Source organism: Novacetimonas pomaceti (assembly GCF_003207955.1).
Classification (GTDB): Bacteria; Pseudomonadota; Alphaproteobacteria; order Acetobacterales; family Acetobacteraceae; genus Novacetimonas; species Novacetimonas pomaceti.
Genome location: NZ_NOXG01000006.1, coordinates 31,956 through 55,893, shown reverse-complemented (window position 1 = coordinate 55,893; position 23,938 = coordinate 31,956). Strand labels below are relative to the sequence as shown.

27 protein-coding genes are annotated in these 23,938 nt (G+C 62.1%); 12 read left to right on the top strand and 15 right to left on the bottom strand.

Annotation, left to right across the window (positions count from 1 at the left end):
• Window positions 1-307: 307 nt before the first annotated feature.
• Entirely contained in the window at window positions 308-847 is a 540-nt protein-coding gene (locus CFR71_RS07860; RefSeq protein WP_110529693.1) for a PadR family transcriptional regulator, read from the bottom strand.
• Here CFR71_RS07860 and CFR71_RS16465 point away from each other — a divergent pair.
• The 3 genes from CFR71_RS16465 to CFR71_RS07850 all read left to right on the top strand — a co-directional run bounded on the left by CFR71_RS16465 (window position 797) and on the right by CFR71_RS07850 (window position 4,036).
• Window positions 797-1,270, top strand: a complete 474-nt coding sequence (locus CFR71_RS16465; RefSeq protein WP_165832054.1) for a hypothetical protein — start codon at window positions 797-799, stop codon at window positions 1,268-1,270. The two genes, CFR71_RS07860 and CFR71_RS16465, sit on opposite strands and share 51 nt — an antisense overlap.
• Window positions 1,271-1,374: 104 nt before the next feature.
• Complete coding sequence (locus tag CFR71_RS07855) at window positions 1,375-2,316, top strand: CPBP family intramembrane glutamic endopeptidase (RefSeq protein ID WP_165832056.1); 942 nt, start codon at window positions 1,375-1,377, stop codon at window positions 2,314-2,316.
• A gap of 262 nt (window positions 2,317-2,578) precedes the next feature.
• Window positions 2,579-4,036, top strand: a complete 1,458-nt coding sequence (locus tag CFR71_RS07850; protein WP_207781341.1) for a phosphomannomutase — start codon at window positions 2,579-2,581, stop codon at window positions 4,034-4,036.
• A gap of 117 nt (window positions 4,037-4,153) precedes the next feature.
• Here the strand turns inward: CFR71_RS07850 and CFR71_RS07845 are convergent, their stop codons facing one another.
• From CFR71_RS07845 to CFR71_RS07835, 3 genes are all read right to left on the bottom strand, one after another.
• The gene (locus CFR71_RS07845; protein WP_110529684.1) at window positions 4,154-5,176 is read right to left on the bottom strand and encodes an MYG1 family protein; all 1,023 of its coding nucleotides are present in this window, start codon (window positions 5,174-5,176) and stop codon (window positions 4,154-4,156) included.
• 90 nt (window positions 5,177-5,266) lie between these two features.
• Window positions 5,267-5,830, bottom strand: a complete 564-nt coding sequence (locus CFR71_RS07840; protein ID WP_110529680.1) for a methylated-DNA--[protein]-cysteine S-methyltransferase — start codon at window positions 5,828-5,830, stop codon at window positions 5,267-5,269.
• A gap of 133 nt (window positions 5,831-5,963) precedes the next feature.
• Complete coding sequence (locus tag CFR71_RS07835) at window positions 5,964-6,512, bottom strand: Dps family protein (protein ID WP_110529899.1); 549 nt, start codon at window positions 6,510-6,512, stop codon at window positions 5,964-5,966.
• Window positions 6,513-6,853: 341 nt separating this feature from the next.
• On the opposite strand from CFR71_RS07835, the gene CFR71_RS07825 reads away from it, so the two are divergent.
• Window positions 6,854-7,456, top strand: coding sequence for a cupin (locus tag CFR71_RS07825; RefSeq protein WP_110529674.1), 603 nt, complete (start codon window positions 6,854-6,856; stop codon window positions 7,454-7,456).
• Between the two features lie 16 nt (window positions 7,457-7,472).
• Here CFR71_RS07825 and CFR71_RS07820 read toward each other — a convergent pair whose 3' ends face one another.
• A complete protein-coding gene (locus CFR71_RS07820; RefSeq protein WP_110529671.1) occupies window positions 7,473-8,384 on the bottom strand; it encodes a LysR family transcriptional regulator in 912 nt (303 codons plus the stop codon).
• A gap of 160 nt (window positions 8,385-8,544) precedes the next feature.
• Here CFR71_RS07820 and CFR71_RS07815 point away from each other — a divergent pair, with 160 nt between their 5' ends.
• Window positions 8,545-9,318 (top strand): SDR family oxidoreductase, encoded by a 774-nt coding sequence (locus CFR71_RS07815; protein ID WP_110529897.1) that lies wholly within the window; start codon window positions 8,545-8,547, stop codon window positions 9,316-9,318.
• Here the strand turns inward: CFR71_RS07815 and CFR71_RS07810 are convergent.
• The gene (locus tag CFR71_RS07810; protein WP_133251102.1) at window positions 9,303-9,515 is read right to left on the bottom strand and encodes a hypothetical protein; all 213 of its coding nucleotides are present in this window, start codon (window positions 9,513-9,515) and stop codon (window positions 9,303-9,305) included. The genes CFR71_RS07815 and CFR71_RS07810 overlap by 16 nt on opposite strands.
• 21 nt (window positions 9,516-9,536) lie before the next feature.
• Between CFR71_RS07810 and CFR71_RS16460 the strand changes: the two genes are divergently transcribed.
• Entirely contained in the window at window positions 9,537-9,695 is a 159-nt protein-coding gene (locus tag CFR71_RS16460) for a hypothetical protein (protein WP_165829175.1), read from the top strand.
• Window positions 9,696-9,896: 201 nt separating this feature from the next.
• Here the strand turns inward: CFR71_RS16460 and CFR71_RS07805 are convergent, their stop codons facing one another.
• On the bottom strand, window positions 9,897-10,385 hold the full coding sequence (locus CFR71_RS07805; protein WP_239019192.1) for a Spy/CpxP family protein refolding chaperone: 489 nt from the start codon (window positions 10,383-10,385) through the stop codon (window positions 9,897-9,899).
• 235 nt (window positions 10,386-10,620) lie between these two features.
• On the opposite strand from CFR71_RS07805, the gene CFR71_RS07800 reads away from it, so the two are divergent.
• A complete protein-coding gene (locus tag CFR71_RS07800; protein WP_110529662.1) occupies window positions 10,621-11,562 on the top strand; it encodes a nucleoside hydrolase in 942 nt (313 codons plus the stop codon).
• Between the two features lie 34 nt (window positions 11,563-11,596).
• Here the strand turns inward: CFR71_RS07800 and CFR71_RS07795 are convergent, their stop codons facing one another.
• Entirely contained in the window at window positions 11,597-12,085 is a 489-nt protein-coding gene (locus CFR71_RS07795; protein WP_110529659.1) for a GAF domain-containing protein, read from the bottom strand.
• 160 nt (window positions 12,086-12,245) lie between these two features.
• Here CFR71_RS07795 and CFR71_RS07790 point away from each other — a divergent pair, with 160 nt between their 5' ends.
• Window positions 12,246-13,157: a glycosyl transferase gene (locus tag CFR71_RS07790; RefSeq protein ID WP_110529656.1), complete on the top strand. Its 912-nt coding sequence runs from the start codon at window positions 12,246-12,248 to the stop codon at window positions 13,155-13,157.
• Between the two features lie 174 nt (window positions 13,158-13,331).
• Here CFR71_RS07790 and CFR71_RS07785 read toward each other — a convergent pair whose 3' ends face one another.
• From CFR71_RS07785 to CFR71_RS07780, 3 genes are read right to left on the bottom strand one after another with little or no spacing between them, the layout of a single operon-like run.
• A complete protein-coding gene (locus CFR71_RS07785; protein WP_110529653.1) occupies window positions 13,332-13,592 on the bottom strand; it encodes a hypothetical protein in 261 nt (86 codons plus the stop codon).
• 50 nt (window positions 13,593-13,642) lie between these two features.
• Window positions 13,643-13,798 carry a hypothetical protein gene (locus CFR71_RS16455; RefSeq protein ID WP_165829174.1) on the bottom strand — a complete coding sequence of 52 codons (156 nt, stop codon included), beginning with the start codon at window positions 13,796-13,798 and terminating at the stop codon, window positions 13,643-13,645.
• A 32-nt stretch (window positions 13,799-13,830) separates the two neighbouring features.
• Window positions 13,831-14,109, bottom strand: coding sequence for a hypothetical protein (locus CFR71_RS07780; RefSeq protein ID WP_110529650.1), 279 nt, complete (start codon window positions 14,107-14,109; stop codon window positions 13,831-13,833).
• Between the two features lie 137 nt (window positions 14,110-14,246).
• Between CFR71_RS07780 and arfB the strand changes: the two genes are divergently transcribed.
• Window positions 14,247-14,669, top strand: coding sequence for an alternative ribosome rescue aminoacyl-tRNA hydrolase ArfB (gene arfB / locus CFR71_RS07775; protein WP_110529647.1), 423 nt, complete (start codon window positions 14,247-14,249; stop codon window positions 14,667-14,669).
• A 169-nt stretch (window positions 14,670-14,838) separates the two neighbouring features.
• Here the strand turns inward: arfB and CFR71_RS07770 are convergent, their stop codons facing one another.
• The 3 genes from CFR71_RS07770 to CFR71_RS07760 form a co-directional block, all read right to left on the bottom strand.
• A complete protein-coding gene (locus CFR71_RS07770; RefSeq protein ID WP_110529894.1) occupies window positions 14,839-15,528 on the bottom strand; it encodes a Fe2+-dependent dioxygenase in 690 nt (229 codons plus the stop codon).
• Window positions 15,529-15,576: 48 nt separating this feature from the next.
• Window positions 15,577-18,036, bottom strand: coding sequence for a TonB-dependent receptor (locus tag CFR71_RS07765; protein WP_110529644.1), 2,460 nt, complete (start codon window positions 18,034-18,036; stop codon window positions 15,577-15,579).
• Window positions 18,037-18,380: 344 nt separating this feature from the next.
• On the bottom strand, window positions 18,381-20,585 hold the full coding sequence (locus CFR71_RS07760) for a TonB-dependent receptor (protein WP_206057830.1): 2,205 nt from the start codon (window positions 20,583-20,585) through the stop codon (window positions 18,381-18,383).
• 193 nt (window positions 20,586-20,778) lie between these two features.
• On the opposite strand from CFR71_RS07760, the gene CFR71_RS07755 reads away from it, so the two are divergent.
• From CFR71_RS07755 to CFR71_RS07745, 3 genes are read left to right on the top strand one after another with little or no spacing between them, the layout of a single operon-like run.
• Window positions 20,779-21,126, top strand: a complete 348-nt coding sequence (locus CFR71_RS07755; RefSeq protein ID WP_110529636.1) for a hypothetical protein — start codon at window positions 20,779-20,781, stop codon at window positions 21,124-21,126.
• On the top strand, window positions 21,123-22,589 hold the full coding sequence (locus CFR71_RS07750; RefSeq protein ID WP_110529633.1) for a PepSY-associated TM helix domain-containing protein: 1,467 nt from the start codon (window positions 21,123-21,125) through the stop codon (window positions 22,587-22,589). The genes CFR71_RS07755 and CFR71_RS07750 overlap by 4 nt, the downstream gene beginning before the upstream one ends.
• On the top strand, window positions 22,586-22,846 hold the full coding sequence (locus tag CFR71_RS07745) for a hypothetical protein (protein WP_110529630.1): 261 nt from the start codon (window positions 22,586-22,588) through the stop codon (window positions 22,844-22,846). Before CFR71_RS07750 ends, CFR71_RS07745 begins: the two co-directional genes overlap by 4 nt.
• Window positions 22,847-22,951: 105 nt before the next feature.
• Here the strand turns inward: CFR71_RS07745 and CFR71_RS07740 are convergent, their stop codons facing one another.
• Window positions 22,952-23,938, bottom strand: a complete 987-nt coding sequence (locus tag CFR71_RS07740; RefSeq protein ID WP_239020306.1) for an ABC transporter ATP-binding protein — start codon at window positions 23,936-23,938, stop codon at window positions 22,952-22,954.

Here is a 23,938-nt window from a genome sequence, read left to right as displayed (position 1 = left end):
CAATACGTTGTGCCAGATGACTGAAAATGTAAGGTCGAATAGTGTAACAAACAGAATCAGAATATCTTTCACGGTGACAGTAAAAACTTTCCGGATGATAGATATTCCATAAAATGCACCAGCTATCGTTTATTGATATTCCGGAACATAACTGCCCCCCGCACGGAAGATCCGCCACTTCCGGTTCATGATTTCCGGAAGAAATGGCTTCCTGCATGACAAATACATGACGGTTACAGGACCGCTCCCGGTCCGGATGCGCTTTAGCGCGCCCGGACCGGGCGTATATATCCGGAAGGGGTCTATTTCAGAGCTGGGCGATCGCCCGCGCGGCCTCATCCAGCAGGGCTGCGATCTTTTCCTCGGCGGCCGCATCAAGACCACCGTTGCGCAGCCTCAGGCGCAGTGCGGTACGCAGGTTTTCCATGCCGCGCATAACCGGCATCGGGACATCCCTGCGGCCACCCCTGCCCTCTGCGGCACCGGTCGCGGCACGGGCCAGGATTTCATCAAGGGCCGTGCGACTGGCCTCAAGGAACGCCTCGCCTTGTGGCGTGATGTGATAGTTCTTGCGGCCATCGGCCTCGACCGCGCGGGCATAGCCGGCCTCATCCAGCCATGTCAGCGTGGGATAGATCACGCCGGGGCTGGGGGCGTAACTGCCACCGAATTTTTCCTCGATCATGCGGATCAGCTCATACCCGTAGGTCGGCTTTTCCGCGATCAGCGAGAGGACCAGCAGCCGCATCTCGCCATAATCGAACAACCGGTGGCGTCCGCCCCGGCGGCCACCGCCATGGTGCCCACCGCGACCGTGATGGCGACGGGGCCCTTCGGCACCGCCCATGCCTTCGGGGGAGAAAGTCTGGCGGTGACGACCGCCTGCGTGTCTGTTTCTGTGTTTCATGATTACCGATATAAATCCCGATATATCGTAAGTCAAGATATATCGGGATATATTTTTTTCCTGCCCGCATCATGGGGGCCGGCACAGGCCGACGCACCGGGCCCAATCCTGTGCCGGGGTAGAAAAGAAACTTCTTTATCCGTTCGTTTTGACTGTCATTCAGACCATGACGCTGCATGCCAGAAGGTCACGTCAGAAATCGTCCAAGAAACATCCGGTATTTCAAACGGGTTTTTGGTGAAGATTTTTGCAAAAAGCTTCAAGGAACGCCGCCTTTTTAAAAAAGGCGGCACCCAAAAACTTTTATTATTTTTCACTAATGTCTTATTTCCAAACAATCCCCAACCGACCAGAGTGTTTTGAACGGCAACGATTTCACCGTGGAATCGCAGGCGAAAAGAATAAGGGGACAGGCATCTTCCCTTTCGGGTCAAAGGATGCGCCGCCTGACAAAAGGAACATTCAGCATGAGCAACCTGCGCTTTGCATGGCTCCCTGCCCCCCGAAGCTGGCTTGCGCTGCTGTTCATTGCCACGGTCTATATCGGATTCGACCACCTCGCATTCGTCATCGACAGACCGCTGGCCAGAGCACTCGACCTTCACACGACAGCCCAGGACGAAATGGAGCTGTTGCCCTATGCGTTGCTGATGGTGGTCAGGTTACTGATGGACCTGCCTGTCGTTGCTGGCGTCTGCGCGATCGTGCAATCCCCGATAGCCGGTTTTCCGCTGGTCGGTCCCCGGATGGGAAGGCTGGCGGCCACCGGACTGGCAATCGGCCTGATCGTCATGGTCGGCGCGATCCTTGCAATCATGGCGACAGGAAACGCCAGTGTCGCGATATCAGCACAATCTCCCCTGTCCGCCCTGTCATATGGCAGCGGCTGGCTGGTCTTTGACCTTATCGGCGCGACGGGCGAGGAACTGTTCGGGCGGGTCGCCGTCCTGCTGGTCGCGGAGCGCTTCGTCGGGCGTTACGGTGCGGCGATCGTCTCCGGGCTGATGTTTTCCGCCCTTCACCTCGGCAATCCCGGGGCAAGCCGGATCTGGCTTGCGCGCCTGTTCTTCCAGGGCGTGCTGCTGGCCTATGCGGTGTACCGGACAGGGTCGGTCTGGTGGTCCGTTGGCTATCATACCGGCTGGAACTGGGCGAGTGCGCCGCTATTCGGCGCGGCCGGCAGCGGCTATCTCGATCAGGGACATATTCTGGACTTCATGCCAACCGGGTCCAGCCTGATGACCGGGGGCGCGGTAGGGCCGGAAGGAAGCATATTCGCCTTCGTCGCCATGCTCTGCGCTTTCACGCTGCTCGTAGCCACGACCTCCGGCCGCAGTCACCCGCACGGCAGGGCCTTTGGGGGAGGGAGCGTCCCCGTTCAGAAAGCAGCGTTCCCTGAGGATTCGTGAAAACCCTTCGCCGGAAACGTTCTTATGACCGCAGGATGTTTCGTGCGCGATCCTTGGAACGGGCTGTGGCTGACAGGTAGAAATTCAGGAGATACGGACAGAACGGCTCCTCTGGATCGGAACACGCGCAAAGGGTCATCACCATGTGCATCTTTATAGAATGAAATGGATTTTCATAAATATGCCGTGTGGGAAGATGTGATAAAATCCCCCGCACGGCATAAGCAGGATGAAAGAAACGCTCATGAAAATAGCCCAATGGATGGAGCAGTCGGGTGTCGCCTTTGGCACCAGCGGTGCGCGCGGCCTTGTTTCCGCAATGAAGGATTCCGTCTGCTTCGCCTATACGGTGGGCTATCTCAGACATCTGGCGGGGCTTGGGGAATTCGCGCCGGGCACGCAGGTCGCGGTGGCGGGTGACCTGCGCCCCAGCACGCCGCGCATCCTGCGGGCCTGCGTCGCCGCCATCGAATACATGAAGGGGGTGCCGGTCTTCTGCGGTTATGTCCCGACCCCCGCGCTGTGCCTGCACGCCTTTGCGCGGGGTATTCCCTCGCTCATGGTCACGGGCAGCCATATCCCGGCCGACCGGAACGGGATCAAGTTCAACCGCGCGCGGGGGGAATTCCTCAAGACCGATGAAGCCGCCATGCGCGAACAGGACGTCGAACTTCCACAGGGATGGTTCGATGCGGATGGCGCGCTCACCGCGCCTGTCGAGCTTCCGGAAAAGACCGATGTCGTCCCCGATTTCGTCGCGCGTTACCGCGATTTTTTCGGGGCGGACGCCCTGTCGGGCCTGACGCTTGGCGTCTATCAGCATTCCGCCGTGGGACGCGACGTCCTTGTCGAAATCGTCGAGGCGCTGGGCGGCAAAGCCGTTCCGCTGGGCCGCAAGGACAGCTTCATTCCCGTCGATACCGAGGCGGTCCGCCCCGAGGATGCGAAGCTGGCGCGTGAATGGGCGGCCGACGGGAAGCTGGACGCCATCGTGACAACGGATGGGGATTCCGATCGTCCCCTGCTGGCGGATCGGGCCGGAAACTGGCTGCGTGGGGACGTTCTGGGCATTCTGGCCGCGCGTTTCCTTGACGCGGCTGCCGTCACCACCCCCGTCAGCAGCAATACCGCGCTGGAAAAATCCGGCTTTGCAAAGGATATCCGCCGCACCCGCATCGGCTCCCCCTTCGTCGTCGCCGCCATGACCGAGGCGGCGGATGCGGGATTCGTGCCCTCCGTCGGTTATGAAGCCAATGGCGGCTTCCTGCTTGCCAGTGATGTAAAGCGTGGGGAGCGGACACTTGCGGCCCTGCCCACGCGCGATTCCATCCTGCCGATGATCTGCGCGCTGGTCGCGGCCCGCAGGGAAGGAAAGGACCTCGCGGGCCTTGTCGCCACCCTGCCGCAGCGTTTCACGCTGAGCGACCGCCTGGTGGAAATGCCCACGGCCCGAAGCAGGGCCCATATCGAGAAGCTTGCCGAAAACCCGGCCCGGGGCGCCACGGCGCTCGGCTTTACGAAGTCCTGCGGCAACCTGTCCCACGTGGACCATACCGATGGCCTGCGCATGACATTCGACAGCGGGGAGGTCATTCACCTGCGCCCGTCCGGCAATGCCCCGGAACTGCGGGTGTATGTGGAGGCCGACAGTCCCGAACGCGCCGCTTCCCTGCTTGCCACCGGCATTGAGGCCGTCGGCGCCTGGCGCGACGCGTCGTAATGGCTGGCGCGATGCCTGTTCCCTGCGCTGACGGGGGCTGGCGTCGCGAAGTCCCCTGATCGCACGGATCAGGGGCAATCCCCCGATCCGCGCGATCAGGCCGGTCGGGGACTGATGTTACGCGCCCTTGAGGGACTCATCGATCTCCAGCGCCAGACACGCCATTTTCAGCGCGCCTTCGCGGCTTCCCGCGCCACAGATGAACCGCGCGGGATGGGCAAACACGGCGTCGGGCACGCCCGACACATTGGCGAGGGCCTCGCCTTCCAGTCCACGCCATGCCTCGGGCAATGAAACGCGCTGCCCGAAATCGCCACGGACGGGCGGGACCGCCTTTACGTTCCAGCGGCCCGATCCCGCCGGCGACACCACATAGACGACGGGCAGGTCATGCTCGAAAATCACCTTTTCGGTGGGCATGCCCGTATCCATCACCAGAATGCGCTTGTCCTGCGCCGCTTCATAAGCCGCGAGCACCCGGTCCGTCGCCTTGAGGCTGGCGCGCACGCGATCGACCGTGTTCACCAGATGCGATGCGACCGCCGCCGCCGCGTTCGCGAAACCCAGCGTCTCGCGCGCGCGGGCTTCCTGCGCGCCATACAGTTCGGCCGCGTCCCATGTCGGGCGGCAGGCCGACACGATATCCGCCAGCGACAGTTTCTCCAGCTTCACGACGCCATTGTCGTCCTGGTCGATCGGCAGGACCATCGACCGGTCAACGGCCTGCCAGATGGCCCCGGCCACGCTGTCCTCCACCGGGGTGCCAAGGATATTGCGGATCGCGGCGGTGCCGTAATCCTTCCACAGCAGGCCCGCCGCGCTGAAGGGCGTTCCGTCCTCGCGCAGGGGCTTGTCCTTCATGTGGTGGTCGTAACGTCCCTTTGCCGGGTCATAGACCCCGCCGACGTCAAACACGATGTCCGCTTCCCGGATGCGTTCGGGGGAACGCGTCCGTTCGAAGCCGAGCCTGTCCGGCGTCCCTTCGCCCAGCACGCGCCCGCGCAGGTCGCCACCGGGCGCCAGTGCGTAATGAAGGATGACGTAGCCCAGTGTCTCGTCAAGGTGGAAGTTCCCCGAATGGGTCAGAGCCCTGACGGGTGCGTTCCCGTCCCCAAGACCAACGGGGGTGTACTGTGACATGTGAAGACCTATCAACGAACAAGAATGGATTTCCAGCAGCGTCCCTCATGCCGCAAAGACCGCCACAAGACAATCAGCCCTGTCCGCGAATCAGCCGCATTCCTTCATGCCGGCCGCCTCGCGTTCCAGCAGCGCCTGCTTGCGCGCCACGCCCCAGCGATATCCCGACAGCGTGCCGTCGGTGCGTATGACACGATGGCACGGGATGGCAATCGCCAGCGCATTGGCCCCGCATGCCCGCCCCACCGCGCGCACGGCCCGTGGCGCGTCAAGCCGCCGCGCAATATCGGCATAGGTAAGGGTGCTGCCTGGCGGAATGGTGCGCAGGATATCCCAGACCCGCTGCTGAAAGGGGGTGCCGCGCATGTCGAGTGGCAGATCGGGCACGGGCGCGGCCCCGTCGCCCATCGCATCGACATACGCGCCGACGCGCTCCAGATACAGGCGGGCCTGTGGGTCATCGTCCGTCAGTTCGACACCGGCAAAGCGGGCCCGCAGGTCATGGGACAGCGTATCGGCGTCATCGCCCATCATGATGGCCACGACCCCCCGTTCCCCCGACACCAGCCCCAGCATGCCAAGCGTGCATGGCGCCATGGCCATGCCAAGGCGTTCGCTCCCGGCTGAAACGCCCCGTAAGCGCGCATCCGTCATGAATCCCTCCCCTCGCCTCGCGACAGCATCGGGATGGATCCATGGCCCGACGGCTGGCGCGACAGGTGTCCATCCTAGACGCAATTATCCCCGGCCACGACAGGTATCGGCGTGAGAATTCTGAGAGCAGGGATCAGCTATTGCTGCCAAATGCCGGACGCGTCGCCTCGAACAGGAACCATGTGCGGCGTTCGGTTTCGTCAATCCACACTTCCAGCAGGCTGGCCGTGGCGACGTCATTGCCTTCGTCGCACAGGGCATGAACCGCCCGCATGCGGGTAGTCAGCGCCAGATTGTCCTCCCGCAGTTCGGCCAGCATGTCTTCGGGCGTCACATATTCGGCGTCATTGTCCGCAACCTTCGTCAGGCGGCTGATCTCGCCAATGGAATGCAGCGTGGTGCCCCCGATCTTGCGCGCGCGTTCGGCCATAGGGTCGGTCATCGCAAAAATCTGGTCGCCCTGTTCATCCAGCAGCAGGTGATAGTCGCGGAAATGGCGGCCACTCATATGCCAGTGAAAATTCTTCGTCTTGATGTAAAGGGCGAAAACATCGGCCAGGGTCTCCTTCAGCCCGGCGGCGATATTCCTTACCGCATCCTGTTTCAGGTCCGTCGGCGTGCCGAGATAGGTCCGCACATGGGCCTCGCCTGCCTTCATCGCGGCCGTCTTGCTGCCTGTCATCGCAATCTCCATCAATGTTACGGTCTTTGTGGGATACGCAGGGCCCCGATATTTCCGCCACGTCCCGCGCGGGCATGCGTGGGAACAGGCGGGATGGAACTTCCCTTTCGTTCCATGAACGGGAAAAATCCTTTGTCAGGGCCGGGTTCCGGGGGGAACGTCATGTCGGGGAAACGCCATGCGGGGGCTGACGGTTCCCCCTGATGCAACCGCCCGCGCCGGCAGGCGTCGATATCCATGAACGCCCCGCAGGGAATATCCCCCGAATATCTCCGGATATCCCCCGTGAAACGGCCCCGGCCCATCGCACTTGGCCCATTGCATCGGAAAGGAATGTCACAATGACCCTGCAACGTCGGCAGTTCCAGGCAATTCTGGGCATGCTGGGGCTGGTGCTGTGTGGCAGCAGCGTCCGCATGGCACGCGGGGCCACCAGCCGGAACAGCCCCGATTCCTTCATGCTGCCGCCCAATGGCTGGGTTCCGAACAATGCGCACCTGCCGGTCCTGCATTACCGCAATGGCTTTCCCACCCATGGCAGCGACCCGGCATCGGGGATGGAGGCGCTGTTTACCGCCAATGGCTGGCCCCCGCGCTGGCGATGGGGGGTTTACGATTTCCACCACTATCACAGCACCGCGCATGAGGTTCTGGGAATAGCAACAGGGTCCGCGCAACTGCGCCTTGGCGGCCCGGATGCCCGTCTGGTCACGGTACGCGCGGGCGATGTCGTCGTCCTGCCGGCCGGCACCGGCCATAAGAACGAGGGGTCGAGCGATGATTTCCTGGTGGTGGGGGCCTATCCCCCCGATCAGGATTTCGACCTGCAGCGCGGCCCGATCCCGCCTGCTGCGATCACGATCATGAATCGCCTGCCATTTCCCCCGACCGACCCGGTGCAGGGCCGGGATGGCGCGCTGCCCCGCCTGTGGCGGACGGGATGATACCACGCGTTGGCCTTCATCCCGCCGGCGGCCGGACGCATCCGCGCAACACCTCCTCCAGCCAGTCGGCGAAAACCTGCATCTTGCGTGAAAGATGCCTGCGATGGGGATAGAGCAGCGTCATGGGCAATGGCGGGGCGCACCACTGCGACAGCACCTCCACCAGTTCGCCACGGCGCAGGAGGTCAGCCACGTCATAGGCGGGAATCTGTATCAGCCCCAGCCCGGCAAGACAGCAGGCAATGAACGCCTCGGCGCTGTTGACGGTCACGCGGCCGGACATGGGCAGTGTGCGCGGCATGCCGCCTTCCATCCATTCCCATGCCTCGACCCGCGCGGTGGAGGGCGACGCGTAACGGACGGCCATGTGCCGCGTCAGGTCGGCAGGCACCCGCGGCACGCCATGGCGTGCCAGATAGGCGGGAGAGGCCACATTGACCAGCGGCAGTTCGCCCAGCGCGCGCGCGATCAGTCCGGAATCCTCCAGCGGGCCGATCCGCAGGACACAGTCCACGCCATCTTCCACCAGGTTGACGGCCCTGTCAGTCACGCCAAGCTCGATATCGATGCCCGGATAACGGTCCAGGAATTCCGGCAGCATGGGCGCCACCAGCAACCTGCCGATCCGGCCGGGCAGATTGACGCGCAGCAGGCCGCGCGGGGTGTTCGCGTCCTGCCGGAACAGGTTTTCGGCCTCCTCCACATCCGCGATCAGGCGCAGGCAATGTTCATAGAACGCCATGCCATCGGCCGTGGGCGTGACGGAACGGGTCGTGCGGGCCAGCAGGCGGACACCCAGCCGCCCCTCCAGTTCCTGAATGGCGGTGGAAACCGTCGATCGCGGCAGCTTCAGCGTCCCGGCCGCGCGGGTGAAGCTTGTCGTCTCCACCACGCGGGCAAAAACGCGGAACAGGTCGATCCGGTCCATTTCCTTTATCCCTCCCGATCACCGACATGGCGATTTGTTCGTTATCTACGACATATGTTGTCGGAAAAGGCTCCTTTATGTGGATATCGCAAATGATATCTTTCGTTCATGACATCCGTCACCAGCGGGTCAGCATCGGAAACGAATGAAAGGCACCATCATGGCCAACCACCGCATTCACGGAAAAACCGTCCTGATCGCGGGGGGCGCCAAGAACCTGGGCGGACTGATCGCGCGTGATCTGGCGGCGCATGGCGCAAAGGCCATCGCCATCCATTACAACAGTGCCTCCACCAAGGCCGAAGCCGACAGGACGCTCAGCGACCTCAAGGCTGTGGGCGTGCAGGCCGTGGCGTTTCAGGCTGACCTGACCACGGCCGCCGCCACTGCAAAACTGTTTTCGGATGCGGTCAATGCCATCGGACGCCCCGACATCGCCATCAACACGGTGGGCAAGGTCCTGAAAAAACCCATCAGCGAGACCAGCGAAGCCGAATTCGACGAAATGTTCGCGGTCAATACCAAGGCAGCCTATTTCTTCATCAAGGAAGCGGGCATCCACCTCAATGACAATGGCAAGCTGCTGACGCTCGTCACCTCGCTGCTGGGGGCCTATACGCCGTTTTATTCCACCTATGCCGGGTCGAAGGCGGCGGTGGAACATTTCACCCGCGCGGCGTCAAAGGAGTACGGGGCACGCGGCATTTCGGTCAATGCCATTGGCCCCGGCCCCATGGACACGCCGTTTTTCTATGGACAGGAATCGAAAGAGGCCGTCGCCTATCACAAGACAGCCGCCGCCCTGTCCGCGTTCAGCAGGACCGGCCTGACCGATATCGAGGATATTGCACCGCATGTCCGCTTCCTGGTGTCCGAAGGATGGTGGATGACCGGGCAGACCATCCTCGTCAACGGTGGCTACACCACCAAATAGGCATCCCTGTCCCCCGCGCCCGTGACCTGCGGGCGCGGGGCCCCTTTCGGGGCGAGCGGGACTCCCGTCCTGACTTCCATCAGCACCACTGCAATGGAGCGCACGCCTGCGGACCATGCGGTGGTGCTGGCGCGTACGCCACCATATTTGCGCATCCCGATCAGGCCCTTTGTCCTGTCACGGCCTGCAAAGCACATCAGCAAACGGATTTATGTGTCATGTTCGATAATATCATGAATATCGACCCAACCGTGCCCCTGAATGGCTTTCGGGGCATTGCCGGGCATGAACCGCCCTTCGCGGTCCGCCCCCGAACAGGTGGCCGACCTTCGGCCGAGATGTTCCTGATCGGGCCGCTGCCTTATTCCAGACGGTAGAATACAGCGCCTGCCATCCCTTCGGGGTGCCCTTCCTGCCTCCACTCCCTGTCGGCGTGGCCTATGGGATGAATGGCGGGATCATCATCCATGGCCGGACGCAGGGCCAGCAAACAGAAATGGCGCCGGTTGGGGACAACCGGCGCCACTGTCAGGTGGGAAGCGGAACCCTGCGGCCCGTTTCCCGATGCTGGGAGATGGTTATTTCTGCGGCGCGGGGGGCGCCATCAGGGCATGGAGCTGTTCATGCAGGGCATCGATCTTGTCCTGACGGTCCTTGATCTGCGCCAGCTGTTCCGGTGTCAGGATATCGTGGATCTTGACTTCCATCTCCAGACGCCGTGCCTCGCGCTTCTGGCGCAGGGCATCCAGCTGCTGCTCGATCGAGGTCAGGCTGGCCTGATCGACCGTGCCGGGGGTGGACAGCACGGTGCGCAGCTGCGTGCGCAGGGTGTGTTCCTGTTCCATGTCGGCATGGAAATCAGGATGCGGGCCATGCATCAGCGCCGCCAGTTTCTTGTGCTGGGCGGCGGTCAGGGTAATCCCGCGCAGCGACAGGATATGCGGGCCATGGTGGTGACCGCCCCCGCCCCCACCGCACCCTTCGCCCGGCGGGGGAGCATCGTGCGCCAGCGCCGCGTGACCCGCAGTTCCGGCGAGACCGGTCATGACGGCAGCGGCAAGAAGCATTTTCTTCATCATTTCTGACTGAGTCCTGAATATTAAAATGATGTAATCAGCGTCATGTCATGCGCCTTACATTTACGGTTATATGAAATACCACCCGTCAGAATACGGCATCTGTTCTACGAATTGTAACATGTATATTTCGACATGAACCAGCATGTCTGGATAACGTCATTTCTGGCGCCTGCAATAAATATGTCATAGTGTGATTACAGTAGTTACGAGGCACGCGGACCACATGACAGCGCACAGGATCATCATCGATACCGACCCCGGCGTGGATGACGCGATCGCCATCATGCTGGCGCTGGCGTCCGACAGGCTGAAGGTGGAGGCCCTGGTCACCGTCGCGGGCAACGTGACGGTTGAACAGACCGCGCGGAACGCATGCATGATCCTTGAACTGGCGCAACGCACGGACATACCCGTCCATGCCGGATGCGCGCGCCCGATCGGACATACCCGCGTCAGCGCCAGCCACGTCCATGGAGTCACGGGCATGGATGGCCCCGACCTGCCGGCCCCCACGATGCCGGTCCAGCCCCGCCACGGGGTCGATTACCTGATCGATGCCATCCGTGACGCCCCGCGACACAGCCTGCACCTTGTCATGCTTGGTCCCATGACAAACCTCGCGATGGCCCTGATAAAGGCGCCGGATATCGCTGCACGCCTGCGCGGGGTGGTGGCGATGGGCGGCGCGCGGTGCGAAGGGGGCAACATCACCCCAAGCGCCGAATTCAACTTCTACGCCGATCCCGAGGCCGCCGATATCGTCCTGCGCAGCGGCATCGCCCTGACGCTGCTGCCCCTCGACGTCACGCACCAGTGCCTGACGACGCCCGCGCGCCTTGCGCGGCTACGTGCGCTGCCGGGCCGGTGCGCATCGGCGGCTGTCGCCATGCTGGAGGCATCGGGACGCTTTGACCTGAACAAATACGGGTGGGCAGGCGCGCCCCTGCATGACCCGTGCACCATTGCATGGCTGCTGCAGCCGGACCTGTTCGCCGGGCGGCAGGTCAACGTCTCGATCTCGCTACATGACCCGCTGACGCGCGGCATGTCCGTGGTGGACTGGTGGGATACGACGGACAGGCCCGCCAACGCCCTGTTCATGCACGATGCGAACGCGGACGGGTTTTACGACCTGCTGACGCGCCACCTTGCCCGCCTGCCCTGATGCTCCCCTGCCCGCGCAGACATAGGGCAAGGCATCAGGGCGTCGCGTCACCACAGGCACGGACATACAGGGACGCCACCTGCTCAATCAGCTTCGCATGCGCAGGGGTAAAGCGCGCGACATGGGGACTGTCGATATCAATCACCCCCAGTACCTGTCCCGCCCGCATGATCGGCACCACGATTTCCGAACGCGACGCCGCATCGCACGCGATATGGCCTTCGAACTGATGGACATCCGGCACCACGATGGTCGCGCGCTGCCGGGCCGCCGTGCCGCAGACCCCTTTTCCCATATCGATGCGGGTACAGGCCACGCGCCCCTGGAACGGTCCCAGCACCAGCTGCCCGCCGCGCAGGAAATAGAAACCGGCCCAGTTGATATCCGCCAGCCCCTCGAACAGGATGGCCGCGATATTCGCGGCATTGGCGATCGGATCGCCCTCCCCTTCCATGACGGCGGCGATGGACGGGACGATATCGTCTTCCCCCAGGCGGGCGGATGTCCCTGTTTGAACTGTCATCAGTGCGGTTCCTGTCATAATCATGCACGCCCGGCAGGATAGCCGGAGGCGCGGGGATGGGCCAGCAGGGGACGGCCCGTTTCCCTGCCCGGAAGATGCCTGTATGCTGATCCTGTCCGTCCTGTCATGACCGGCCGGCGGGCAAGGCAGGAGTACCGGGTTGCGCAAGGTTATCGTCACGGGATGTGACAGCGGCTATTTCCCCCTGGTCATCGAACTGATCCAGTCGATCGGAAACCGGACGGACGCGGCCTTATGCGTCCTTGATGCCGGGCTGACTCCGCAGCAGGCGCGCACGCTCCACGATCTGGGGGTGATGGTCCGCATCCCCCATGTCCCGGACTGCGCGCCGTCATGGCGGGTGCGCCGTCGCCCCACCCTTGCCATCAACCTGTCCAAGCTGTGGCTGGACCGCCTGTTGCCGCAGTTCGACCTGATCCTCTGGATTGATGCCGACGCATGGGTGCAGGACATCGCCGCCATCGAACATATGTTCGACGCCGCGCGCGGGGGCGGGATCGCCATTGTTCCTGAAATCGGCGCGAAAATCGCGGACCTGTTCGCGGTCCGCTGGATCTGCCCCGGCTGGATGCAGGTCCGTTCATTCCTGTACAAGAACGCGCGCAAGGCCCGCCTGCCATTTGCCATACGGCGGCGGATCGGGGCCAAGCCACTGCTGAATTCCGGGGTGATGTGCATCCACCGCGACGCGGCCATCTGGCCGGTACTGCGCAAATGGCAGGACACCATCATACGCCGTGGCGGCGCGCTGTTCACGCAGGACCAGCTCAGTATTGCGCTTGCGGTCTATATCGACGGCGCCAGTGTCGTCTTCCTCGACAATTCGCACAATTATATCGGGCCATGGCTGCTTGATGAGGAACGCGGCAGCCTCGTCAACCTGTTCTATCCCCATGACCCGGTGGGAATCGTCCACCTTGTCTCGCAGGCGCGGCTGAGGGAATCGCTGTCCAATACCCTGACCGTCCCGACGCTGTCGGGCGGGCAGGCGGCCGTCAACCTGCGGTTTGGCGGGATGCGGGCCTTTCGCGAGACGTCCCTTACTGGCTGAATGCCGCGCGGAGGATTGGATCTACCTGAAAAGACAGGCCCGATAATGCCCTGAAATCATAAAAGTTTCTGGTGAAGCTTTTTATAAAAAGTTTCATAAGACGTCGCCTTTTTAAAAAAAGGCGACACCCAAAAACTTCTATTTTTTATCAGGAGGCTGTTTGCAGGCTGCCCCTTACGACGCTGCCTTGTCCTTGATGGCCTTGTCCTTGAGCACCGTATCCGCCGCATCGCGCAGCTGACGCGCCAGATGCCGCGCCTGTTCGGGATGAAGGGCGGTCACCACGCGGCGGTCGCCGGATTTGAGGTGTTCGGGGGAAGTCGCCATGAAAAGGTCGAGGATCACCACGGAATCCTGCACCGCCTCCGCGCCGCAGCTTACGGTCGGATAGACGACGACATTGCCGCTGGAATCTTTTGTGTTTTCGTCAGACATGGATGTCCTGTCCCTGGAGTTGAAGGTGGGATTGGGAATTGAAGGAGGCTTCAGCGCACGCGCTTTTTCTGGGCCTGTTCCTGACGGAGCTGCGCGCTCTGCGCCTGGATGGTTTTCTGCGCCGCGGCCAGCGCGTCCCTGAGCCGCGCCAGCTCGGCCTTCAGTGCGGCGATTTCAGCGCGCAGGGCGGGGGGATGATCGTCCATTCGTCACAACCTTTGCATACGGGAAGGGGGCGCTATTGGGTGGCAAACCGCGAACGTACCTGATCGAACAGCGCACGGGCCGCCATATCCTTCGGATCGGTATGTTCCATCAGGTGACGCATGCGCGCGGCGATGTCTTCGGCATGCACCGTGCCGGAATCAACCAGCATCTGCATCAGCTCCATGATGACAAGCTGCTGCGCGGCGATCATCTTGACCACCGGCATCACCTTCTTCTGCGCGGACTGTTCCGCCGCCTGCGCCAGAAGCTGCTGCAGCTGTTCGGTTTCACTGTCGGTAACCTGTTCCATGTGTTCCTCCCGCCATGTTCTTGGTTATTCACATGGTGGTCGTATCCACGTCGGCGGGCAATGCCCGTCATGCGGGGAAGGTATCCGCAAACCGAACATCTGTCCCACATGATGGCGGGAATATGCTACACGCGGCCATGGCGTACCATGTCCTTCCCGATCTTGTTATCCATGACGATGATATTGTCGTGACCTATATCCATGCCTCCGGCCCGGGGGGACAGAATGTCAACAAGGTCGCGACCGCGGCCCAGATCCGTTTTGATGCCGCGCGTTGCGCCACGCTGACCTCACGCCTGCGCGCGCGGCTGCGGCTGCTGGCTGGCAGCCGCATGACACGCGATGGCGTCGTCATCCTGACGGCGCAGCGCTTCCGCAGCCAGTCCCGCAACCGCGAGGATGCGATCGAACGCCTGCTGGACCTCCTGCGGCAGGCCGCGCATGTGCCCACCCGCCGGATCGCCACCCGTCCCTCCCGCACGCAGCGCCGTCGCCGCATGGATGACAAATCCCGCCGCGCGCGGATCAAGCAGGGACGCGGCCGCCCGTTGGCGGAATGAAGCCTGCCCGCTGGGCAAGGTCGTGAAGATACTCCCCGGGAAGCTTTTTCCCGAAAACGTCAGGGGAACGCCGCCTTATTTAGACAAAAGGCGGCACCCAGAAACTTCTGTTATCCTATCGACATATTTTACAGACCCTGCCAAGGGGTGCGTTCAAGCAGGCCCGATGTCACAGGATGCACCACTGCCGCATCAGGTTGTGATAGATGTTGGTCAGCCCCAGCACGGACGGGTCATGATCGCCCAGCCGTTCACGCAACGTGATGGTCTGCAGGTCCAGATCGAAAAGGATGCGCCGTCGCGTTTCATCGGCGACCATTGACTGTGACCAGAAAAAGGCCGCAAGGCGCGACCCGCGGGTCACGGGGGTCACGCGGTGCAGGACCGTGGTGGCATACAGGACCAGATCGCCCGCCGGCAGCTTGATGGCCTGTTCCCCGCCCGGTTCGGACATGATGAGTTCGCCGCCGTCATATTCGTCCGGGTCGGACAGGAACAGCGTGGATGACACGTCCGTGCGGATGCGGGTATGGATGCCGCCGGCGAAAATCCCCCGGATCGCATTATCGACATGCGCGCCAAAGGACATCCCGACGTCATAACGGTTGAACAGCGGCGGACTGACCCGGTATGGCAGCACGGCGCTGTTGAACGTTGCATTACGGCCCAGCGCCTTGAGCACGATTTCCCCCAGTTCACGACAGGCGGGGGAATCCTGCGGCAACTGGCGGTTGTTCTTGCTTTTGGCGGACTGCTGCCCCGCCGTTTCCCGTCCGTCGGTCCATTGCGCCGTCCGCAGCGCCGTCTGGCACCGCGACAGTTCATCTGCATTCAGCAATGCGGGCACGTGCAGCAGCATTCCACTTATCCCCGTGTCGGCCGGGCCCGTGCGATACGGGCCCATCCCTCAGTATTGGGCGGACAGATTAAACAGGAAGGACCGCCCGATGGAAGGCGTCACGCGGTTGGAAAACAGGCTGCCGTAATTCAGGCGGTTGTCGAGGTTGTATCCATTCATCGCCACCTTCCAGTGATTGTTGAAACGATGCGACACCATCGCGTCGAATTCCACCGTAGCGGGCGCGCGCGCCGTGTTGGCCTGATCCAGCCATACGCCCTGCCGCCATGTCAGGCCACCGCCGATCGTCATGTTCCAGGGCCGGCGCGGGGCGATTTCATAGGATGTCCACGCGGTCGCCTGGTTATGGGGCACGTACTGGATCTGTCCCCCCTGCTTGGAAGATGCCGATCCTGCCTTGGTGATCGTGGGGTCATACAGCGCATACGTGCCATAGAACATCCAGTTGGGCAGGATGTTGCCCGAAATGCTCAGCTCCAGCCCTTGGTTACGTTCCTGATCACTTGTGGCGCTGATGTCGCCGGTGGAGGGATCGGTCTGGATCGAATTGCTCTTGTCCAGGCGGAACAGCGCGGCCGTCATGCCGATCCGGTCGTGAAAAGCGCTGTATTTCGCGCCAATTTCATAAAGAGAGCTACGTTCCGGCGCCGCACTCTGGTTCTTGGCGTTCATCGGTTCGGAACTGTTGGTGACATACATGCTCAGCGGCGTGGTGGATTGCGACCAGTTGAAATAGACCATCAGGTTGCTGCGCGGCGTGTACATGACGCTGACGCTGGGATTGAAGGTGGTTTCGTCCTGCCCGTAATGCACGTCGGGATATTTCGCCGTATCGCCGCCCGTAGCACTGTAATGGCTGTTCCAGTTATCCCAGCGGAAACCCGCCTTGACCGAAAGGTAATCCGTCAGCCAGACCTGATCGGACAGGAAGAAGCCGACATCAAGGGCATCGCTGTCCTTGTAACACTTCTTGCCAACACCACTGATGTTCACAAGGCGGTCGGGATACTGGTTGCAGTCGCCCAGCGTCAGGCCGGGCACGTACATCGACGGGCTGAGCAGGCTGGTGCTGGGGCGGTTGCTGCCATAGGCATAGTTCTGGCGATGGTCGGTCACATATTCGATGTCGAAACCGCCGATGATTTCATGCCGGATGCGCCCGGTGCGGAAACGCGCGATCCCTGAAAAGACATCCTGTATGGACCAGTCGCTCTGCCGGTAGGGCTCTGGCCCACCCACGCCGCCATTACGCGCGACCTGCGCTGCGGCAGGGTTGGCGGAAAACAAATCGGCATTACAGGTTGCCGACGGCACACTGCCATTCATCAGGTTGTTGTTATACGCAGTCGTACCCGCCGCCATGGACGAACATGCCTCCTGCGAGGCGGAGAAATACCGGTGATAGATCCCGCCGCGCATGTCGTTGTAAAGCGTCAGGATCGGGCTGACCTTTGCCGTCAGGCGGCCGGTGATCATGTCATCGCTGGTATTGTCCTGGTCATAGGTCGTACCATACCAGTTGGTACGCTTTACCCCGTATTCCGTTGCAGGCAGGCCAACCGCCGCCCCCGGCTTGTAGACGACGGGCACGCCGTAATCGGGGATGCGGTTATCGTTCTGATGGAAATATTCCAGAACGAATGACACCTTTTTCCCAAGGCCAAAGGCAATGGAGGGCGCGATGCCCCAGCGATGGGAATAGATGTAGTCGCGGCCGACGACATTGTTTTCATTTCCCATGCCGGTCAGGCGAAAGGCGATGCTGTTGGTCAGCTGCTGGTTGATATCCAGCGTGCCGCGATAATAGGACCCGCTGCCGCCCGAGAAATTCGCCTGATAGAAATTGCCCAGCTGCGGGCTCTTGGTCACGATGTTGATCGCGCCGCCCGTCGTGCCATTGCCGAAAACCTCCGACGACGGCCCCTTGATGACCGAAACATGGTCGTAATCGAAACTGTCGCGGGTATAGACACCAAAATCACGCAGCCCGTTTTCATAGATGTCGTTCTGCGCCTGAAACCCACGGATAAGGAACTGGTCCCCCGCCATGCCGCCCTCGCCCTCGCCGACCGAGGCCGTGATGCCCGGCACGTTTTTCAGCGCCTCATCAAGGGATTTGACGTTCTGCTGCTGCATCAGGACCTGCGGCACGACGTTGATGCTCTGTGGCGTATGCATCGCGTCGTGCGGCATGCGGCTCAGCCCGACCGACTGCTTCAGCGCATTCATCGGCGATGCCGTCACCGTGGTGTAATCGTGCCGGTGATCGGAAATGATCCCCGACGCATCTTCCTGCGCGGCCGCGTCCCGGGATGCCGTGTCATGGGGCGTCGTGGTGGTGGCCGCAGCCCTGGCCTTTCCTGCCGACGTCGTGGGGGACGTGCCTGACTGCTGCACGACAGTGGGGGTTTCTTCCCCCGTGGCGGCGGCATGCGCCCCGGACGAACAGGCAAGCGCCAGCGTCGCTGTTGCAACGGAAAATGGTCGGAGACGGCGGGGTGGGATCATGGGGGGTCATCTTTTGTAGTTGCGACTGATTCTTATTTCTCCCATTAATGAAACTGATTTTGATTCGCAATATCAAACGGGCGAATTTTTGGACAATCCGCCTTCTTCGCGTCCCTGTGACGTTTTTGCCGCATGGGAAAAGGCATGAAGGATGCCGTCCCGCCGGACAGGCGATCCCGCGCGGCAACGGCCCGTATGCCGCGACACGAACCCGTTGATCTGGATATTCCCTGAAAATGGCAAACGTTTCTGGGCGCCGCCTTTTTCAAAAAGGCGGCGTTCCCTGAAGCCTTTCAGGTAAAAAACTTCACCCGGAACTTCTCCATGATGTCAGCAGCCAGCCCTTACAGATCGGCGGTAAAGGAGAACTTGAACGTCCTTGGCAGGCCTTCAAGCAGGTAGCCGTTGAAAGAAGACGACCAGTACCGGGTATTCGCAAGGTTATCGACGCCAAAGCGCAGCGTCAGGGGCTTGTGGTCGGCAACGAAGGTATAGCGCGCCGCCAGGTCAAAGCGCGTCCAGACCGGCAGGTGCATCGTATTGGACGTATTGACCATCTGCTTGCCCGTGTTGACGACGCGCCCCACGACCGTCGCGCCCTTCAGGAACGGCAGGTCATATTCCAGATTTCCGTTGATGGTATAATTGGGAATCCCGATCGCGGTATGTCCGTTCTGCAGCCCGCCCGCCGTGCGTCGCAGGTCCGCGTCGATGACCGTGCCGCCACCGTTAAAGCGCAGGCCCGGCAGGATTTCGCCATTGATGTTCAGTTCGATGCCACGGTTGCGCTGCAGCCCGTCCTCGACAAAGATCGACTGGCCCGTATTGCCGATGGCCTGCGAATATGAATTGGGCTGCGAGATTTCGTAAACGGCAAGGGACGCGCTGAAACGCCGGGTTTCATACTTGGCGCCCACCTCGTACTGGGTGGATTTGTAGGGGGCGAAAATCTGTCCCTGGTTGATCGTATCCGCCGGCGCGGTCTGTCCCTGCGACAGGCCCTCGATCCGGTTGAAATACAGCGCAGTCTGTCGCGTGGGATGGATCACCAGCCCGACCACGGGGGTAATGGCGTCCTGATCGTAATGGGAATTGATGGCGCCACGGCCCGATGCGGCGTAATCATATCCGTTGATCAGCATGTTCTGGTAACGAAATCCCCCCGTCAGGGCGACGCGGTCGTGAAAGAACGACATCGTGTCGGAAAAGAACAGGCTGTACAGCCGCGTGCGGTTGATGGGCTGCGGATTGGCGACGTCCCCGCCGCTAAAGGTATTGGCAAGCGGCGAGATGTAGGGCGTGTTGTAGATATTCGTCGTGGCCGAGGTCAGCGCCATGGAATAGGCGGTATCGGCTTCTTCCCACAATGAGGATCCGCCTGCATTGATTTCATGCCTGACGGGGCCGGTCCTGAAATGCGCCCGCACGCCCGCGCGCGTGCTTTCGTTCGTCTGGTTATAGGGCACGTACATGCTGCCGATGGTCGCCGCCCCGGTGATCGCATCGGTAACCGTCGGGTTTGCGTATTCGCCCTTCTCGTTCCCGCCAAGGCCACCGAACGCGCCATAGACCGTGATATGCCTGGAAAAGTCATGTTCGATATTGAGCATGCCGAAAATGTAGTTCAGGTCGTTATAGGCCCAGCGTTGCCCGAAATTGTGCGACGGCGCCGCCGCGCGCGGCACCGAGGTCACGCCCGGGCCAAGGAAGATGGCCGGCCGCCCCCCGTTGACGCCCTGATTCTGGTAATTCATGTCCAGCGAAATGCGGGTGTCGTCATTATGCCAGTCGAAATCGGCCCCCACGGCGGCGGAATGGCGGTATTCATGATCGATCGAATCCTCGCCATCCTGTCCCGCGACATTCAGGCGAAAGCCGAAGGCCTTGTCCCGCCCGAAACGACGGCCGAAATCCACGCTCCCTCCGCCCAGGGCATTGCTGGTGTAATCACCCGTCACGCGGGTAATCGGGGTCTTGGTCGCGTGCTTGAACATCAGGTTGATGTTGCCGCCGATGGCAGACCCGCTGGGCGCCGCGCCATTGAGGAACGCGCTGGCCCCGTTGAGCACCTGCACCTGATCATATAGCTGCGGCGAGACAAGCTGCCGCGGCGTGATGCCGTACAGCCCGTTGATCGCCACGTCATCGCCATCGACGGGAAACCCGCGGATCACGAACATCTCCGAAAAGTTGCCATAGCCATAGGTCGTGCGCACGGACGGGTCGTTTTCCAGCACCTGCCCCAGCGTCTGCGACTGCTGGTTGAGGATCAGGCTGGAGCTGTAGCTGCGGATGTTGAAGGGCACATCAAGCCCCTTCTTGTTCCCCAACGCCCCGAGCTGGCCGCCGCTTGTCACCTCCATCTGGTTACGGCGGCTGGCGGTGACGATGATTTTCTCGTCCTTCGCCTGCGCGTCGGCCTGTTCCGGCCCGGAAGCTTTCTGTGGCCCGGGGGTTTTCCGTGACCCGGGGGCTTGCTGCGTTCCGGTCCTTTCATCGTCCGCGGCGAATACCGGCGCCATCGGCGAAAGGCTTCCCATGACGATCATGACCGCCAGCGCCACGACAGTCTTCCGGCGGACAGGGATCTGGCATGCACATAACATTACGAAAAGCCTTCGGATAAAAGCGGTTGGGGAGTGGGTGATATACGCAAATGCGATTAAATCGCAACATCCGGCCCGGCATCGCCGTATTTTTTTCGCATCCGGCGACATTCTGTGGCATGAAGAGCACATGCAAATGCGTCGCATTTATTTCTCAATATGTAACAGAAGACCGCAACTGACGCGCGACAGGGCGAAACGCCCCCCCACCCCTGCCATTGGCAGGGTCCGCGCCCTGTCGATCAGTTGCCTGCTTTCCTATCTGGTCGCGCACCTGCTGGTGATGGATATCGGCCGGATGGTTGCGCGCCATGGGAACGGGACGCTTCCCCCGGATGCGACGCAGCTGGGTTACATGATCGCCATTGGCTGCCTGCCCCTGCTGATCCTGACCTGTTTCGGGATGTGGGTGCGTTATCGCGGGATCATCGCCGTCGGGATACTGGGCGCGGTCGCCGCCCTTGCCGGAACGGCCCTGCCATGACGCGCGAAACCCTGCGCACACGCATGGGATGGCTGCATGCCTGGGTGGGATTCGTGTGCGGGCTGGCCCTCGTCTGCATCTTCGCCACCGGTACGCTTGCCGTTTTCGATACGGAAATCACCCGGTGGATGCAGCCTGAAATCCCGGCCCTTGCCAACGCGCAGCCCACCGACATCGCCCTGGACAGGGCCAGCCGGATGGTGCGTGACCAGCAGGCGCGTGGCATGCCAGCCTTTCTGGTCCTGCCCTCCGCGCGTTCGTCCGTGCTGGAAATCCTGCATTACGACGGCCATGAATTTGTCGGCGACATCCTTGACCCGCGAACGGGGGCGACAATCCCCGCGCGCGCCACGGCAGGGGGCAAGTTCTTCTACGACTTCCATTATTCCCTGCGCGGTGGAGGCGTGATTGGCGTCGGCCTGGTCAATGTCCTTGGCACGGGACTGCTGGTTGCGGTGGGGGCGGGCATCGTGATCCACCTGCGCGCGCTGCTGCCGGATCTGGTCATGCTGCGCCTGTCGGTCTCGCGCATCCGGTCATGGCTGGACGCGCATCTGCTGGCCGGTGTCCTGTTCCTGCCCTTTACCGTCATGATGGGCTATACCGGCGTCCTTGTTCATGCCGACAGGATCCTTCCGGCCACGCCGCTGGCAACGATTTTCCGGCATGACGCCGCCCCGGCGCGTCTGCCCGCCTCCCCGCCGGCCCTGTCGCCCGTGCCGCCCTTGCGGCCCCTGCTGGAAACCGCGCGCCTGCGCCTTGGCGGACGGGACTGTGGCTTCATCCTGTTTTCGCCCGATCGCCTTGGCATCTTCGCCAGCGATGCCTCAAGCCCGTTCATGACGCGCGACCATGTGGATTTCGGCCTGCCTGACGGGCGGGTGCTGGGTACGACGATTACGCGCGGACCTGTCGCGACAACCCTGCAACTGATGCACGGCCTGCATTACGCGCGTTTCCTCCCGCTTTCCCTACGCTGGCTGTATTTCTTATCCGGCCTGTGTTCGACAGCGGCGATTGCAAGCGGCATGGTGCTGTTCCTGATGAAACGCCGCCGCAAATCAGGCCATCGCGCGGCTTTCCGCATTGCCGAAGGGCTGTGCATCGCCACGATAACGGGCCTGCCGGTCGGCATCCTGTCCTTCCTGTGGGGCAACCGCCTGCTGCCCGCGACCCTGACCGGTCGGGAAATGCTTGAAATAGACGTGTTCTTTTTCATCTGGGCCGTCTGCGGGCTGCATGGAATTATCCGGTCATGCACCACGTCACCCCTGTCGGGATGGCGTGAACAGCTTGTGGCGACAGCGGCGCTGGGATGTGGCCTGCCGCTGCTCGATGCCGTGGGCGACGCGACCGCGTGGCGGCAGTGGTCCGGCATCCACGCGGGTATTGATGGCATGGGGGCGCTGTTTGGCGTGGTCGCGGCCTGCGTGGCGCGTCACATGAAGGACAGGGCCGCATGACGATCCTCATATCCCTGCTGTCATGGACTATTGCCCTGTCCTGCCATGCGTGGCTTCAACCCGCGCGGTATCACCTGCCGCCGGTATCTCGCCCCATCCAGATCGCGATGCGGATCGTGCGCGTGATCGCCCCCATGCTTGCGCTGGGCGTGGCGCTGACCGCCGGTCCGGTGGCGGGCGTGCTTGTCTGGTGCGCGACGTTTTCCATCGCGGGAATGGCTGTCGCCATCGTGGTGGAACGGCTTGCGCATCACTGACGATGGCTCTGGTGAAGCTTTTTGCGGAAAGCTTCGCAAGACGCCGCCTTTTTGAAAAAAGGCGGCACCCAAAAACTTTTACCGTCTTTTACCAACGGGCAACAGCTACGCCGGGCCATCCAGCGGGAAATGACAGGCCACCTCATGCCCCTGCCGCACCGGACGCAGCACGGGTTCGTCCACACGGCAGCGATCCTGTGCATAAGGGCAGCGCGTATGGAACCGGCAGCCTGACGGACGCGCGACCGGGCTGGGGATATCCCCCCGCAGGGGGATCGCGCGCATGCCCCCCACAATGGGCCGCGGCACGGCAGCGGTCAGCGCGGCGGTATAGGGGTGGGCCGGATGGTGCAGCACACTGTCCGTTTCCCCCAGTTCGACAACCGCCCCCAGATACATCACCGCCACGCGCGTGGAAATCTGGCGCACCACCGCAAGGTCATGCGCCACGAAGACATAGGTCAGCCCCAGTCGCGCCTGAAGATCGACGAACAGGTTGACAATCTGCGCCTGCACCGACACGTCCAGCGCCGAAACGGGTTCATCCGCCACCACCAGCCGCGGCGACAGGGCCAGCGCACGGGCGATATTGATACGCTGGCGCTGTCCCCCGGAAAATTCATGGGCGTAACGCTCCAGCGCCGTGCGTGGCAGGCTGACCAGTTCCATCAGTTCATGCAGCCGCGCGGTAATGGTCGCGGCCGATCGCCTGCGCCCATCGGCATCGGGATGCACGCGCAGCGGCTCCGCCAGCAGGTCGCCAATGCGACGCCGGGGATTGAGCGACGCATAGGAATCCTGAAACACCATCTGCATGCGCTGGCGCAACGGACGCATGGCACGTTCGTTCAGCGAGGTGATATCACGCCCCTCGAACAGGATCCGGCCTGACGAGACATCCATCAGGCGCAGCAGGCAGCGCCCGAGGGTGGATTTGCCACATCCCGATTCCCCCACCAGCCCGAGCACTTCCCCCGGCATGACGGAAAGGGAGACGCCATCCACCGCCCTGAGCATCTGGCCACGGGACAGGCGATAGGCCTTGCGCAGGTCCCGCACCTCCATCAGCGGAGCGGCCGTCCCCTGCGTCAT

Bases quoted from the DNA above. Each gene is read 5' to 3' on its own strand.
- CFR71_RS16465 (WP_165832054.1), top strand. From the start codon at position 797: ATGGTGCCCACCGCGACCGTGATGGCGACGGGGCCCTTCGGCACCGCC.
- CFR71_RS07860 (WP_110529693.1), bottom strand. From the start codon at position 847: ATGGGCGGTGCCGAAGGGCCCCGTCGCCATCACGGTCGCGGTGGGCAC.
- CFR71_RS07855 (WP_165832056.1), top strand. From the start codon at position 1,375: ATGAGCAACCTGCGCTTTGCATGGCTCCCTGCCCCCCGAAGCTGGCTT.
- CFR71_RS07850 (WP_207781341.1), top strand. From the start codon at position 2,579: ATGGAGCAGTCGGGTGTCGCCTTTGGCACCAGCGGTGCGCGCGGCCTT.
- CFR71_RS07845 (WP_110529684.1), bottom strand. From the start codon at position 5,176: ATGTCACAGTACACCCCCGTTGGTCTTGGGGACGGGAACGCACCCGTC.
- CFR71_RS07840 (WP_110529680.1), bottom strand. From the start codon at position 5,830: ATGACGGATGCGCGCTTACGGGGCGTTTCAGCCGGGAGCGAACGCCTT.
- CFR71_RS07835 (WP_110529899.1), bottom strand. From the start codon at position 6,512: ATGACAGGCAGCAAGACGGCCGCGATGAAGGCAGGCGAGGCCCATGTG.
- CFR71_RS07825 (WP_110529674.1), top strand. From the start codon at position 6,854: ATGACCCTGCAACGTCGGCAGTTCCAGGCAATTCTGGGCATGCTGGGG.
- CFR71_RS07820 (WP_110529671.1), bottom strand. From the start codon at position 8,384: ATGGACCGGATCGACCTGTTCCGCGTTTTTGCCCGCGTGGTGGAGACG.
- CFR71_RS07815 (WP_110529897.1), top strand. From the start codon at position 8,545: ATGGCCAACCACCGCATTCACGGAAAAACCGTCCTGATCGCGGGGGGC.
- CFR71_RS07810 (WP_133251102.1), bottom strand. From the start codon at position 9,515: ATGTGCTTTGCAGGCCGTGACAGGACAAAGGGCCTGATCGGGATGCGC.
- CFR71_RS16460 (WP_165829175.1), top strand. From the start codon at position 9,537: ATGTTCGATAATATCATGAATATCGACCCAACCGTGCCCCTGAATGGC.
- CFR71_RS07805 (WP_239019192.1), bottom strand. From the start codon at position 10,385: ATGCTTCTTGCCGCTGCCGTCATGACCGGTCTCGCCGGAACTGCGGGT.
- CFR71_RS07800 (WP_110529662.1), top strand. From the start codon at position 10,621: ATGACAGCGCACAGGATCATCATCGATACCGACCCCGGCGTGGATGAC.
- CFR71_RS07795 (WP_110529659.1), bottom strand. From the start codon at position 12,085: ATGACAGTTCAAACAGGGACATCCGCCCGCCTGGGGGAAGACGATATC.
- CFR71_RS07785 (WP_110529653.1), bottom strand. From the start codon at position 13,592: ATGTCTGACGAAAACACAAAAGATTCCAGCGGCAATGTCGTCGTCTAT.
- CFR71_RS16455 (WP_165829174.1), bottom strand. From the start codon at position 13,798: ATGGACGATCATCCCCCCGCCCTGCGCGCTGAAATCGCCGCACTGAAG.
- CFR71_RS07780 (WP_110529650.1), bottom strand. From the start codon at position 14,109: ATGGAACAGGTTACCGACAGTGAAACCGAACAGCTGCAGCAGCTTCTG.
- arfB (WP_110529647.1), top strand. From the start codon at position 14,247: ATGGCGTACCATGTCCTTCCCGATCTTGTTATCCATGACGATGATATT.
- CFR71_RS07770 (WP_110529894.1), bottom strand. From the start codon at position 15,528: ATGCTGCTGCACGTGCCCGCATTGCTGAATGCAGATGAACTGTCGCGG.
- CFR71_RS07765 (WP_110529644.1), bottom strand. From the start codon at position 18,036: ATGATCCCACCCCGCCGTCTCCGACCATTTTCCGTTGCAACAGCGACG.
- CFR71_RS07760 (WP_206057830.1), bottom strand. From the start codon at position 20,585: ATGATCGTCATGGGAAGCCTTTCGCCGATGGCGCCGGTATTCGCCGCG.
- CFR71_RS07755 (WP_110529636.1), top strand. From the start codon at position 20,779: ATGCGTCGCATTTATTTCTCAATATGTAACAGAAGACCGCAACTGACG.
- CFR71_RS07750 (WP_110529633.1), top strand. From the start codon at position 21,123: ATGACGCGCGAAACCCTGCGCACACGCATGGGATGGCTGCATGCCTGG.
- CFR71_RS07745 (WP_110529630.1), top strand. From the start codon at position 22,586: ATGACGATCCTCATATCCCTGCTGTCATGGACTATTGCCCTGTCCTGC.
- CFR71_RS07740 (WP_239020306.1), bottom strand. From the start codon at position 23,938: ATGACGCAGGGGACGGCCGCTCCGCTGATGGAGGTGCGGGACCTGCGC.